We start from the raw sequence: 12975 nt of genomic DNA on the forward strand, positions 1-12975 counted from the left end.
CTACCCCGCCAGAGGCGCGAGCCGGTCGCGGAACAGCCGGACGAATTGGTCGAGCGGGCAGGGGGCATCGGCCGGGCAACCGCGAACCCGCACCGGCTTCACCGACACGGCGGCGGCATGGGCGCGTATCTGGTCGGGCGACTGGGTGCGGTAGCGGACGGTGACGAAGGCGCGGCCCCTGGCGTCATGCCAGCGCTCGATCAGGATCGCCCCGCCCGGCGCGGCATCGTTGGTCGCATAGCCCGGCGCGACCAGATCGAAGCCGAGCAAAGCCGCCAGCGCGGTGACATTGGTGTCGTGCCCGACCAGCATGTCGACCTTCGCGCCGTTCTTGCCGGTCAGCGCCGCGATCATGTGCCGCCCGAACGCGGCCGACTGGTGCGCGGCCATATAGGGCGAGCGCGAATAGACATCGAACAGCGCGGCGTGGACCGTGCCCAGCCGCGCCAGCACCGCGCCGTCGACCGGCAGCCCGCCGACCGAGGGCGACAGCCCTTCGGCATATTGCAGCAGCAGCACCTGCGCGGTGCCCGACGCGGTGCGGATCGGTCCGGTCAGGTCGATGCCATGGCCATCGGCCGAGGGTGTCAGCCGTGCCGGTCCCGCCGGATCGCAGCCCCTGGGCTCACCACAGCCCAGCACCTGGTCCAGCAGGCGCAGCGCCGGGCGGTTCCGCGCGACCAGCGCGTCCATCCCGCCGGTGAAGCGGTCGATATCCGCCACCGCCGCCTGTGCATCGAAACGGGTGGCACGGGCGCGCAGCGGCTCGAACAGCGGATCGACCTGGCCCGGCGGATTGTGCGCCACCGGCACCGTGCAACCGGGGGCGAACGCCTTGGCATAGGCCTCCCCGCTGGCGATGGTGCGGGACGAGCTGTTCGTCCAGATGCGGATGCTGCCGGGCGCGGGGCAATTCCGGGTCAGCAGGCCCCGCGCGATCCAGTCTGTGCGGTCGGCGCGCGCCTCGACGGCGAGTGCCTCGGCACCGTGCGGGGTCAGCTCGCTTTCCGGCGTGGTCCAGGTCGGCCAGGGCTTGGCGGTGCGGGTGCCGTGCGGCACCTCGCCGTCCAGCGGCGCGCGGACGCCGTGCCGCATCAGCACCACCACCCGGTCTAGCGTCAGCCCCTTGGGGGGCGGGGCAGTCTGCGCCGCGACGGGCAGCGCCAGCATGGGCAGGGCGAACAGGGCGAGCGGCGCGCGCAGGCGGCGGGGGAGAGCGATCATCGCGCGGCTTTGGACCGGTTTCGGGTCAGGACTGTGACATTGTCTCCCGCTTCATCATGCTGGACTGGGTATCCTGGGAAGTTTTTTCAGAAGTCATCAAAATTCGGTCAATAAGTCATCGGGCTGTCACAGGGCATCCCTAGCGGGGCCATCGAAGGCGCCCGGGGGGCGTCGCCATCAGAATTGATCCAGGGGGAATTCCATGACCGCTTCGTCCAAGCGGGCGCATGTCGTGCGCCTGTTGTGCAGCACCGCCGCCACGTTCCTGATGGCCGCACCCGTGCTGGCCGTAGAGCCGGTCGTCACCAGCGCGCCGGTGGTCGCCGATACCGATCCGCAGGTCGGTGAGGACGTGGTGGTCAAGGGCCATCGCCAGGCGGTGGTCGATGCGCAGGACGAACAGTTGCGCAGCCAGTCGCTCGCCACCGTCGTCTCGGGCGAGGAACTGCGCCTCCAGCCGCAGCAGAATCTGGCCGACCTGCTGACCCGCCTGCCGGGCATCAGCTCGTCGGTGGACCAGTCGCGCAACGCGGCGGCGACGGGCGAGGCGCAATATGTCTCGATCCGTGGTCTCGACACCTCGTACAACGCCTATTCGCTCGACGGCGTGCGGCTGGCGCAGACCGATGCGCGCACCCGCGCCATCTCGATGAACCTGCTGTCGCCCTTCTCGCTGCAGACGGTGCGCGTCGACAAGGCGCCGACCGCCAGATATGATGGCGACGCGATCGCGGGCATCATCGACATGGTGCCGATCACCGCCTTCGACCTGCCCAACCACCGTACCCAGATCCGTCTTCAGGGCCAGCTGGCGGGCCGCGCCGATGCGCGTCGCCAGGATCCCTGGGGCGGCACCGCGCAGGTCGAGACCGCGCAGCGCTTCGGCGATTTCGGCGTCTATGCCTCGGCCTATTACGGCCTGAAGCATGTGCTGGGCGAGTCGACGGCCGTGCAGCATGACTGGGAGAAGTATAACAACAACATCCCCGGCATGATCCGCGACAATCTGGACAATCTGTTCGCGCGCGGCGTGCAGTGGCAGTCGTTCCGCAACCGCATCGAGCGGATGGGCGGCACGCTGAACCTCGACTGGAAGGGCGAGGGGACGGACTTGTACCTCCACTCCACCTATGGCCGGTACAATCTGAAGAGCTGGATGGATCAGACCGCGCTGCGCCAGACCAGCCTCGCGCCCGACCAGATCAACCCGAACCCCAATAAGGGTTCCTATGACGCCGCCGGATACCGCGCCGATTACGGCCTGACCGCGACGCATTATTTCCGCACCGAGCATAGCAAGCAGGAGCTGGTGACGACCAAGCTGGGCGGCGAGACGCGCTCGGGCGACTTCACCTTCGACTATCACGGCGCCTATTCGCGCGGGTCGCAGGACTATCCGCTGCGGATCCAGTCGGGCTTTGCGGGCCGTCCCTATATCGGCACCGCCGATAATACGGGCGTCGCCAATTATCGCATGGTCACCTCGATCGGCCAGCGCACCTTCCCGCAGGTCGTGCTGACCGACGCGGCGCGCGCCTATCTGACCGACCTGAGCAAGCTGCGTCAGTGGTACGTCACCCAGCAGTTCGAGAATACCTGGGAACGCCGCCTGGAGGGCCAGTTCGATACGAGCTGGCATCATGCCGACCAGGGTCTGGTGTCGATTGCGGCCGGTGCCAAGGTCGAGGACGCCAAGCGTTATGCCAATGCGCTGGGTGACGACGGCGCGCTGCAATATACCTTCCCCAATGCGGACGGCAGCGCCTCGCCGCGCTATGCCGCGACCGGCCCGGTCCTGACCTCGCTGCCCGGTCGTCTGCTCGGCGGGTTCATGAACAACGCCGCACAGGTGCCGATCTATCTGATCGACACCGATTATATCGAGAATCAGGTCCGCCAGCTCTCCAGCCCGAAGATCGCCGGGCTGGACCCGGTAAAGCTGAAGGAGAACCGTCTCGACGGGCGCGAGAACCGCTTGTCGGGCTATGTCATGGCGACGATGCAATTCGGCGACCTTCAGGTCGTGCCGGGCGTCCGCTATGAGTATAACCGCTTCAAGGGCACCTATTGGCAGGACCAGGGCAACGACACCGGCAAGTTCGCCACGTCCAGCCGCCACTATGACATGTGGCTGCCCAGCGTCATCGCCAATTATCGCCCCAATGACGCGATGGTCGTCCGCGCGTCGATCCGGAAGAGCTATTCGCGGCCTGCCTTCGACCTGTTGCTCGGCCCGACGCAGGTGACGCGCAACGATCTGGGCGAGGTGACGGGGGTGTTCATCCCCAACCCGAACCTGAACGCGCAGACCTCGTGGAACTACGACGCCTCGATCGAATATAAGGGGCAGGGCACCGACTTCTTCTCGATCAGCCCCTTCTACAAGAAGCTGAACCACGTCCTGTTCGCGACCGGCACCACCAACGCGACCGGCGACTACAACATCTGGGGCAACCCCCAGTCGGAACAGCAGGGCGGGGTCGAGGTGTCGAGCCTGACCACCAACGCCACCGGCAAGATCTACGGCGTCGAACTGTTCGGCCGTTATTCGCTGAAGGGGCTGCCGGGGCTGCTCGACGGGCTGGGCCTTCAGGCCAATGTCACGGTGCAGCGGGCCAATGCGCGGGTCTTCGTCAACGGCCAGATGCGCGACCAGCGCATGACCCAGGCGCCGAAGATCATGTACAACGCCGCGCTGTTCTACGCCCATGGCCCGCTGTCGGCGGAGTGGAACTATAACTATACCGGCGACCGCCTGTACGATCTGCGCTCCAGCCGGCCGGATACCTATATCCAGCCGACGACCATCTCGAACCTGATCGTCAACTATGTCCTGCCGTCGGGCCTGACGATCGGCGCGTCGGTGCAGAACCTGTTCAACGAACACAGCTATTGGGCGACGACCAGCGAGCGCAAGGCGTATCTCTCGAACGACCGCAAGGGCGGCTATGTCGAGACGGGCCGCATCTACATGCTCAACCTGACCTACGCCTTCTGACCTGACCCTCTCCCCGATCCGGTGCCCGCCCCCATGGGCACCGGAGCGCACCTACGCCGACGGCGCATCCTTGTGCCGTCGGCGGTTTTGTGTGGGGTTCCTGACCACATGGTCACGCGTTAGCATGATCCCATAAAGAGGACCTGCCAGACATGATGAAACGCCAACGCCGCCAGCACGAAATCGTGGCGTATCTTGCCGATGGCGGGTTCCACGGTATCGGCGAACTGGCCGAGGCGCTGTCGGTGTCCGAGGAGACGGTGCGGCGCGAGTTGCGTGTGCTGGAAACCTCGGGCGCGGTCGTGCGCGCGCACGGCGCGGTGCGCATCGCCAAGGTCGAGACCGAGGGATCCTTCGCGACCCGCCTGCAACGCCATGCCGAGGCCAAGCAGCGGATCGCTGCCGCCGTGGCCGAAGTGGTCGCGGACGGACAGGCCGTCTATATCGATGCCAGCACCACCGGCCATTATGTCGCGCGCGCGCTTCGCGATCATCAGGGGCTGACCGTCGTGACCAATGCGGTCGGCGTTGCCGCCGAGCTGGGCGGGCGCAACGGCAACCGCGTCATGCTGGCGGGCGGCGAGATGGATTATGAGTATCGCGCCTGTTTCGACGCCACCGCGCGCGAGTATTTGAGCATGTTCACGCCCGCGCTGGCCATCTTGTCGGTGGAATCGGTCAATCTCGACCATGGTTTCGCCGACTATCATGCGGGTGAGGCGGCGTTGTGCCGGATGATGATCGCCCGCTCGCGCCGGACGCTGATCGCCGCCGACCAGAGCAAGTTCGACCGTCCCGGCACCATCCAGGTGGCGGCGCTGGACGCGGTGGCGATGCTCGTGACCGATGCGCCCCTGTCGCCCGCTTATGCCGAGGCGCTGGCCGGGGTGGAGGTGGTGGTCGCCTGACCACGCGGGATCAGCAGCGCGACACCGGCTCCCGCGATCCCGAAACCGGCATGGAGCACCCAGAAATGCGGTTGGTCCATGCGTGGATACAGCGTGCCCAGCTGCCCCACCACCAGATGCGCGACGAAGCCATGGAGGTAGAACAGCCCGGTCATCAGCCCGCGCCGTGACGGCGGCGCGGCGGCGGCGATGATCGCCAGCGCCGAGGGCCAGGACAAGACGACTCCGATCGACAGCAATGCGATCGCGCAGACCGGCCCGATCAGCCCGACCCGCGCAGCACCCCCGGACAGCCAGGCGAGCAGGATATAGGCCATCGCCATCGCCATCCCTCCGGCCGCCAGCTTCATCGCCGGACCCGGCTCACGCCAAAGGCGCGACCCAAGGCGATAGGCGAGCAGCGCCAGCGCGATGGTGAACAGCCCGTCCGCCGCCGCCAGCCAGCTCGGCGGGATCGTCATGGTGCCGAGCGTCAGGTCGACGCGCTGTTCGGCCCAGAGCAGCACCATGTTGTCGAGTTGCTCATAGGCGCAAAAGCACAATGTCACGGCGATGATGGCGAGGATGACGCGCGGCCAGTCGGTGCCGCGATGGTCCGCCGTGCGGGCCTCGATCAGGCGAACCGGCGGCGCGGTGCGCAGGGTCAGCATCGCCGCGACCATGGTGGCGGCCATGACGACAAAGGCGGCGGCGAAGCCGAAGCGCAGCGCCAGCCAGCCGCCGATCAGCGGCCCCAGCAGCGCGCCGCCGTTCAGGAACGCCAGATAGGCCGCATAGAGCCGCTCGCCCGCCGCTGTCCCACGCAAGGCCCCCGCTTCGGCGGCGAGATTGCCCTTGAGCAGCCCGATCCCGCCGATCAGCAGCGCCAGCCCCGGCAGCGCCCCGCTACGGCTGGCCAGCGCCAGCAGCCCCAGTGTCATCAGCACCGCGCCGACATACATGGCGAGCCTTCGCCGCCCGCTGCGATCCGCGATCCAGCCGCCCAGCGGCAGGACCAGATAGGTGAGCGCGCCATACAGGCCGTAAAGCTGCGAAGCGAAGGCGATGTCGCCATGCGCCCCGGTCACGCCCTCGATCCCGCGGCGCAAGGCGGACAGCCCGATCACCCCCCGGCCATGCACCAGCAGGTCGGCGACCAGGAACAGGGTCAGCAGCGACTTCGCCCCCTGGATCGCGCACCGCTCCCACCCCTCGACGCTGGCCAGCGTCCAGAAGCCGGGGGCGGGCGGGGCGGTGTCCCTTTCGCGCATGATGTCGATGTCGGTCCGTCTTGGGGGCTTGGGGAGGAAGCGACGGCTCCCTAGCGTGGGTTTGTGACGGGTTCGCGGCGCTCGACAAAGCGGCCCGCGCACGGCACCACGGGGGCATGGACCTGTCCGAGATCGTCGCCGATATCGCCGCCGAGATGGCGGAGGCCCCCGACCGGGGCACACCGGCCGATTACATCCCCGCGCTGGCGGGCATCGACCCCCAGCGTTTCGGCATCGCCATCGTCGAGGCGGACGGTGGGTGCCATCTGGCGGGCGACGCCGAGGAAAGCTTTTCGATCCAGAGCATCTCCAAGGTCTTCGCGCTGACCCTCGCGCTGGGCGCGGTCGGCGACCAGTTGTGGCGGCGGGTCGGGCGCGAGCCTTCGGGCACCGCGTTCAACTCGATCGTGCAGCTGGAGACCGAACACGGCATCCCGCGCAATCCGTTCATCAATGCGGGCGCGATCGTCGTCGCCGATGTGCTGCTGGGCGGGTACGAGCCGCGTGAGGCGATTGGTGAGATGCTGCGCTTCGTCCGTGCGCTGGCGGGGGAGGACGATATCGTCATCGACGCCGCCGTGGCGCAGGCCGAGATGGAAACCGGCCACCGCAACCAGGCGCTGGCCCATTATATGCGCGCCTTCGGCAATCTCCATCATCCGGTGGACCGGGTGCTCGGCGTCTATTTCCATTTCTGCGCGCTGGCCATGAGCTGTCGGCAGCTGGCGCTGGCCGGGCGCTACCTGATGGCGCGGGGCATCAACCCGGGGACGGGGCGCTCGGTCGTGTCACCGCAGCGGGCGCGGCGGATCAACGCGCTGATGATGAGCTGCGGCCATTATGACGGGTCGGGCGAATTTGCGTTCCGGGTCGGCCTGCCGGGCAAGTCGGGGGTGGGCGGCGGTATATTGGCGATCGTGCCCGGCCGCGCCTCGATCGCCGTGTGGTCGCCCGGCCTCAACGCGCGCGGGAATTCGCAGCTTGGTACGCTGGCGCTCGAACGGCTGGTGCAGCGGACCGGCTGGTCCGTGTTCGACCCGCAAGCCGGTTGACGGCGCGCAAGGGCGCAAAGGCCGCCTGCGCGCGCACCGACAGGATCAGGTTGAGCGCGACCCCGGCGATCGAGGCGGCGCCGAACATTCGCACGATCCGCTCGCCCGTGACGCCCGTGCCGCAACCCGACAGCGCCAGCAGCAGCACCGCGCCGCCGAGCAGCTTCAGGCCCATTCGCAGCCGCGCGTCATGCAGCGTCCCCGCCTCTTTGGCATGGCGATAGGACCCGGCGGCGAGCAGCCAGAAGCCGACAAAGCAAAGGGCGATCGTATCAAGCATGGAAAGGCTCCAGGGAACGGCGGGTCCGTGTGGGAGTACGGGCGGCGGGGCGGGCGCTGATCCGCGCGGCGACGGCAAAGCCGATGCCGATGGCGAGACAGGACAGGTCGAAGGCGACGAACAACTGGTCGCCGTCGAGCAGCGAAGGGATCAGCCAGCGTGAGGTGGTCAGCGCGTTGACCAGCGGAATCGCGCCCCAGAAGACGGCGGCGACACCGAACAACACCGTCCAGGCGCGCCGCGTGGGCAGGCCGAGCTGCGCGATCGCAAGCAGACCCCAGGTCCAGAACATCGCCGATACTTCCATATCGGCGCGCCCCTCCAGCGTGGCCGGGATCAGCCGGTTGGCAAGCAGATAGGCCGCCATGCCCGCCGGGAAAGCGGCGATCACCGCGATGTTCAGTCGCTCGGCCAGCTTCAGGCCGAAAAAGGGGGCCGCACCCGGCTTGCGCCGCTTGGCGGTCCATAGCAGCAGGCCGGTGCCGACCATCGCCGCGCCGGTCAGCCCCATGACGAAATAGGCCCAGCGCAGGGCGGGTCCGGCGAAACCGGCCAAATGCAGGCCCAGCATGACGCCCGCCGTGTCGATCGCGACGGCGGCATCGCCGCTGCGGCTGAGCAGGCGGCCGGTCGCACCGTCATAGGTGGCGGTGGGCGTGCGCGAATTGATCGCACCCCGCTTTCCTTGCGCGATGGTGACGCGGGCCGCCGCATCGCCGGGATTCTGGACGATGACGCGGGTGGCGGGACCGCCCAGCCGCCGTTCCGCATCGCGCACCAAAGGCGCGATCGCGACCAGCGGACGCCGCACGCCGCTGGCGGGCACGTCGGCGGGGGTGCCATAGGCGGTCTGCATGAACTGGGCGGGCGAGGCATAGTTCGTCAACACCGGCCAGGGCATGTACATCGTCACCAGCGTGATCAGTCCGGTATAGGTGATCATCGCATGATAGGGCAGGCCGAGCACCGCCGAGACGTTATGCGCGTCGAGCCAGCTGCGCTGCCCCTTGTTCCAGCGCAGGGTGAAGAAGTCGGCGAAGATACGCTTGTGGGTGATCACGCCCGAGATGATCGCGCCCAGCATCGCCATCGCGCACAGCCCCGCCAGCCAGCGACCCCAGGGGTGCGGCAGCTGAAGCTGGAAATGGAAGCGATAGAAATGCTCGCCGCCCCTGGTGTCGCGCGCGTTCAGGGGGGCTCCGCTGACCGGATCGAGGTCCAGTTCGTTGCCGCGTATCCTGGGATCGGGCTTGGCGGGGATGCGGAAGATGCGGGTCGCGACCGTGCGCGCGTCGGGCAGGTAGATATACCATTGCAGGTCGTCCGGGCCGACCCGCGACAGATAGCGCGTGGCCGAATCCGCCGCCTGGGCCGGTGACGCGGCCTCGGCGTGGATTTCGGGCTGCATCCAGCGGGTGATCTCGGGCCGGAAATAGGCCGAGGTGCCGGTCAGGAACATGGTGAACAGGATCCACCCGGCGATCAGCCCCAGCCAGCCATGCGCCCAGGCCATGCTCTGCCGCCAACCCGGTTGTACGGTCTTGTCGCTCATGCGCGCACGCCCAGCAATTTGAGCGCCACCGCCATCGCCAGCGCTCCGCCCCAGATCACCGCGCTGACCCGGCCCAGCCGAGCCTCGTGCAGCGACCAGAGCCCGACCCCGGCATAGAGCAGGAAGGACAGGATCATCGGCCAGCCGGTCGCCTCGACCCGCGCCGTCGCATCGGGAGCGGGGAGCAGGCGCGCGGTCAGCATCGCCGCCGCGACCGCAAAACCATAGCCGCCGACAATCGCGGTGATCCAGCGCCACGCCATGGCGAATCCGGTTCGCCAGCGGCGTCCGGCTTCTTCATCAATGGCTTGGCCCGATGGCACCCACGTTGCCCCTTGTCATGTTGATGTCATCCCTTTAGCGGAGTTTGAGAGTCACTATCAATAGCAGGGAGTAAATTTATGCGCGCACTTCGCGGAGCGCTGCTGGCAGCGTGCGCCACCGGGGGAATGCTGGGCAGCGCGCTTCCCGCCCATGCGCGGACCCTGTCCGACGAGGATCAGCAGCGGCTGCGCAACGAGGATATCGTGGTCGAGGGACAGCGCGAGAAGACGAGCGCGTCGTCGGGCACCAAGACCGATGTGCCGCTGATCGCGACGGCGCAGAGCATCACCGTGATCGACCAGGATGAGCTGACCCGGCGCAATGCGCTGTCGATCAACCAGGCGCTCGGCTATGTCGCGGGCGTCGCACCCAATCAGCGCGGCAATGTCGCCACCCGCTACGACCAGCTGTTCCTGCGCGGCTTCGCGCCGGGGGTGTTCATGGACGGGATGCGGCTGCTGGGCGGGGTCTATGCCAGCCCGCAGGTCGATTTCCATCTGGTCGAATCGGTCGATGTGGTGAAGGGGCCTGCGGGCGTCACCTATGGCTCGGGCACGCCGGGCGGCCTCATCAACCTGACCAGCAAGCTGCCTTATGCGGGACCGGGCGGGCGGATCGAGCTGGCGGCGGGCAATTACGCGCTGCTGCGCTCCAGCATCGACGTAAACCAGCCGCTCGACGCGAACGACCGCTGGCTGTTCCGGATGATCGCGGGCGCCGAGGAGTCGGACGGCTTCATCCAGCGGACCGCCAATCGCCGCTATTATGCGCGCCCCATGCTGACCTTCGCGCCCGACAAGGCGACCAGCGTGACGTTGATCCTCAACTACCAACGCGATCCCGAATCGGGGTCGTATAGCGGCGTGCCGGTCTATGGCTCGGCGCTGCCCAATCCGTTCGGCGTGCTGCCGGTCGATTTCAACACGTCGGAGCCGTCCTATGAGGCGTTCGACCGGACGCAGAAATCGGCGACGATCCTGTTCCGCCACGATCTGAACGACCGGCTGAGCTGGACCACCAACGCCCGCTATCTCGCGATCGGGCTGCATTACCGGCAGATCTACGGGTCGGGCTATGTCACGCGCGGGACGGGCGCGAACGCCAACAGCGATTTCTCGACGCTCCAGCGGGGCGGCGGCGGGTCGGACGAAGCGTTCCAGACCTTCACCATCGACAATCACCTGGTCGGCAAGCTCGACACCGGCCCGGTCCGCCACACCATCCTGGGCGGCGTCGACTGGCAGCATAATCGCGGTGAGAATTACCAGGCCTTCTACACCGGACAGAATGCGAACCCGGTGTTCAACATCCCGAACCTCAGCCTGTTCGCGCCGGTTTACGGCGTGCCGCTGCCGACCTTCCCGATCACCCAGACGCACAATTACACCAAGCGCGATCAGGTCGGCGTGTATCTGCAGGACCAGATCGCGATCGGCGGGCTGCAACTGATCGCCAGCGGGCGCTGGGACACGTACAACCAGACGACACAGAATCTGAACACCAACGCCGTCAGCCGCCTGAACCAGACGGCGTTCACCACGCGGCTGGGCGCGCTGTACGAGACCAAGATCGGCCTTTCGCCCTTCGTCAGCTATTCCGAGAGCTTCGAGCCGCAGGCGGGCAGCACCTGGGACGGCAGCAACTTCATCCCCGTCACGGGCCGCCAATATGAGGCGGGGCTGAAGTATCAGCCGCGCGGCACGACCGCCTTGTTCACCCTGTCCGCCTTCGACCTGCGCCGCCGCAACGTGCCGGTCGCCGATCCGCGCGCGGGCACAGGCAATATCCCCAGCAATTCGCAGGTCCAGATCGGCGAAGTCTCGGTGCGCGGGATCGAACTGGACGGTCGCGGTACGGTCGCGCCCGGCTTCGACGTGGTGGTCGCCGCCACCTATAACGATCCCTATGTCCGGCAGGGCACACCCGTGGTCGGCACCCGCGACCAGATGAGCGGCGTCACCGGCACGCGGCCCCTGGGCGTGCCGCAATGGAGCGCGTCGAGCTTCCTGTCCTATGATCTGGGCAAGGCGGGCGTGGGCAATGCCCTTGGCGGCCTGAGCCTGGGCGCAGGGATACGCTATGTCGGCGAATCGGACGGGACCGCGACCACCGTGGCGTCGGGCCGCACCGTCGTCCGCCGCTTCCAGTCGCCCGATTACTGGCTGGCCGACCTGATGCTGGGTTACGATCTCGGCCGGGTCAGCCCGGCGATGGAGGGGCTGACCCTGACTGCCAATGTCGCCAATCTGTTCGACAAGCGCCACATCACCAGCTGTTTCTTCAACAATGGCTGCTATTACGGGGCATCGCGGACCTTTGTAGGCAGCCTGCGCTATTCTTGGTAAGGGCGCATCCGATTCATTCGCATTTGACGTGTCCGTCCCGCCCGCCGACCGATCGGCGGGGCCGGGGCGCAAAGGAGTTTTGAGGTTTGTCGACCGATACCGCCCTGCCCGAACTGACCCCGACCACGGCGCTGAGCGTCGAGACGGTCCAGAGCGTCCATCACTGGAACGAGCATCTGTTTTCGTTCTCGGTCTCGCGCCCCGACAGCTTCCGTTTCCGTTCGGGCGAGTTCGTGATGATCGGCCTCCAGGGCGACAACGGCAAGCCGCTGCTTCGCGCCTATTCGGTCGCCAGCCCGTCCTATGACGAAAAGCTCGACTTCCTGTCGATCAAGGTCGAGGACGGCCCGCTGACCAGCAAGCTGCAAAAGGTGCAGCCCGGCGACAACATCTATCTGGGGCGCAAGCCGACCGGCACGCTGGTCGCCGACGCGCTGCTGCCCGGCAAGCGGCTGTTCATGCTGTCGACCGGCACCGGCCTTGCGCCCTTCCTGTCGGTGGCGCGTGACCCGGACATCTATGACATGTTCGACGAGGTCGTGATCGTCCACTCGGTCCGCCGGGTCAGTGACCTGGCGTTCCATGACGAGCTGGCGGGCAAGCTGGCCGACGATCCGCTGGTCGGCGATGTGGCGCAGGAGAAGTTCCACTATGTGCCCACCGTCACGCGCGAGCCGTTCCACACCACGGGCCGCATCGACGCGCTGATCGAGGACGGCCGGTTGTTCGCCGGCCTGCCCAGCGCGCATGGCTTCAACCCGGAAACCGACCGGATCATGATGTGCGGCAGCATGGAGATGATCAAGTCGCTGGGCGCCAAGTTCGAGGAAATGGGCTTTCCCGAAGGCTCTAACGCGCAACCGGGTGCGTATGTGATCGAAAAGGCGTTCGCGGGCTGATCCTTTCCTCCCCTGGAAGGAGAGGTGGCAGGGCGAAGCCCTGACGGAGGGGTGTTCAGTTATCCAGAGGGCGGCACCCCTCCACCATGCTGCGCATGGTCCCCCTCCCCTTGCAGGGGAGGAATACCGATAACCTCCCTGCA

At 67.2% G+C, this 12975-nt stretch carries 10 protein-coding genes; 5 read left to right on the forward strand and 5 right to left on the reverse strand.

The genetic code is table 11. The annotated features are described in order from the left end of the window. Positions 1 to 1224 carry a histidine-type phosphatase gene (locus SP5_RS05730; protein ID WP_042485396.1) on the reverse strand — a complete coding sequence of 408 codons (1224 nt, stop codon included), beginning with the start codon at positions 1222 to 1224 and terminating at the stop codon, positions 1 to 3. A gap of 202 nt (positions 1225 to 1426) precedes the next feature. On the opposite strand from SP5_RS05730, the gene SP5_RS05735 reads away from it, so the two are divergent. Beyond that, positions 1427 to 4222: a TonB-dependent receptor gene (locus SP5_RS05735; protein WP_042485399.1), complete on the forward strand. Its 2796-nt coding sequence runs from the start codon at positions 1427 to 1429 to the stop codon at positions 4220 to 4222. A gap of 152 nt (positions 4223 to 4374) precedes the next feature. Further along, a complete protein-coding gene (locus SP5_RS05740; protein WP_042485403.1) occupies positions 4375 to 5130 on the forward strand; it encodes a DeoR/GlpR family DNA-binding transcription regulator in 756 nt (251 codons plus the stop codon). On the opposite strand, the gene SP5_RS05745 is transcribed toward SP5_RS05740, so the two are convergent. Next, the gene (locus tag SP5_RS05745) at positions 5088 to 6380 is read right to left on the reverse strand and encodes an MFS transporter (RefSeq protein ID WP_042485406.1); all 1293 of its coding nucleotides are present in this window, start codon (positions 6378 to 6380) and stop codon (positions 5088 to 5090) included. The genes SP5_RS05740 and SP5_RS05745 overlap by 43 nt on opposite strands. 116 nt (positions 6381 to 6496) lie before the next feature. Here SP5_RS05745 and SP5_RS05750 point away from each other — a divergent pair, with 116 nt between their 5' ends. Further along, positions 6497 to 7432, forward strand: coding sequence for a glutaminase (locus SP5_RS05750; protein ID WP_042485410.1), 936 nt, complete (start codon positions 6497 to 6499; stop codon positions 7430 to 7432). On the opposite strand, the gene SP5_RS19030 is transcribed toward SP5_RS05750, so the two are convergent. From SP5_RS19030 to SP5_RS05760, 3 genes are read right to left on the reverse strand one after another with little or no spacing between them, the layout of a single operon-like run. After that, on the reverse strand, positions 7338 to 7712 hold the full coding sequence (locus SP5_RS19030; RefSeq protein ID WP_139330457.1) for a DUF3325 family protein: 375 nt from the start codon (positions 7710 to 7712) through the stop codon (positions 7338 to 7340). The two genes, SP5_RS05750 and SP5_RS19030, sit on opposite strands and share 95 nt — an antisense overlap. Further along, positions 7705 to 9264: a PepSY-associated TM helix domain-containing protein gene (locus SP5_RS05755; protein WP_042485413.1), complete on the reverse strand. Its 1560-nt coding sequence runs from the start codon at positions 9262 to 9264 to the stop codon at positions 7705 to 7707. The genes SP5_RS19030 and SP5_RS05755 overlap by 8 nt, the downstream gene beginning before the upstream one ends. Beyond that, complete coding sequence (locus SP5_RS05760) at positions 9261 to 9527, reverse strand: hypothetical protein (RefSeq protein WP_042485416.1); 267 nt, start codon at positions 9525 to 9527, stop codon at positions 9261 to 9263. Before SP5_RS05760 ends, SP5_RS05755 begins: the two co-directional genes overlap by 4 nt. Before the next feature lie 138 nt (positions 9528 to 9665). Here SP5_RS05760 and SP5_RS05765 point away from each other — a divergent pair, with 138 nt between their 5' ends. Together SP5_RS05765 and SP5_RS05770 are read left to right on the forward strand one after the other, a co-directional pair. Further along, the gene (locus tag SP5_RS05765) at positions 9666 to 11933 is read left to right on the forward strand and encodes a TonB-dependent siderophore receptor (protein ID WP_084220578.1); all 2268 of its coding nucleotides are present in this window, start codon (positions 9666 to 9668) and stop codon (positions 11931 to 11933) included. Positions 11934 to 12019: 86 nt separating this feature from the next. After that, positions 12020 to 12832, forward strand: coding sequence for a ferredoxin--NADP reductase (locus tag SP5_RS05770; RefSeq protein WP_042485421.1), 813 nt, complete (start codon positions 12020 to 12022; stop codon positions 12830 to 12832). Positions 12833 to 12975 lie beyond the last annotated feature (143 nt).

Source organism: Sphingomonas parapaucimobilis NBRC 15100 (assembly GCF_000787715.1).
Classification (GTDB): Bacteria; Pseudomonadota; Alphaproteobacteria; order Sphingomonadales; family Sphingomonadaceae; genus Sphingomonas; species Sphingomonas parapaucimobilis.

Excerpts from the sequence above, each read along its gene's own strand:
- SP5_RS05730 (WP_042485396.1), bottom strand. The coding sequence starts at position 1,224 with ATGATCGCTCTCCCCCGCCGCCTGCGCGCGCCGCTCGCCCTGTTCGCC.
- SP5_RS05735 (WP_042485399.1), top strand. The coding sequence starts at position 1,427 with ATGACCGCTTCGTCCAAGCGGGCGCATGTCGTGCGCCTGTTGTGCAGC.
- SP5_RS05740 (WP_042485403.1), top strand. The coding sequence starts at position 4,375 with ATGATGAAACGCCAACGCCGCCAGCACGAAATCGTGGCGTATCTTGCC.
- SP5_RS05745 (WP_042485406.1), bottom strand. The coding sequence starts at position 6,380 with ATGCGCGAAAGGGACACCGCCCCGCCCGCCCCCGGCTTCTGGACGCTG.
- SP5_RS05750 (WP_042485410.1), top strand. The coding sequence starts at position 6,497 with ATGGACCTGTCCGAGATCGTCGCCGATATCGCCGCCGAGATGGCGGAG.
- SP5_RS19030 (WP_139330457.1), bottom strand. The coding sequence starts at position 7,712 with ATGCTTGATACGATCGCCCTTTGCTTTGTCGGCTTCTGGCTGCTCGCC.
- SP5_RS05755 (WP_042485413.1), bottom strand. The coding sequence starts at position 9,264 with ATGAGCGACAAGACCGTACAACCGGGTTGGCGGCAGAGCATGGCCTGG.
- SP5_RS05760 (WP_042485416.1), bottom strand. The coding sequence starts at position 9,527 with ATGGCGTGGCGCTGGATCACCGCGATTGTCGGCGGCTATGGTTTTGCG.
- SP5_RS05765 (WP_084220578.1), top strand. The coding sequence starts at position 9,666 with ATGCGCGCACTTCGCGGAGCGCTGCTGGCAGCGTGCGCCACCGGGGGA.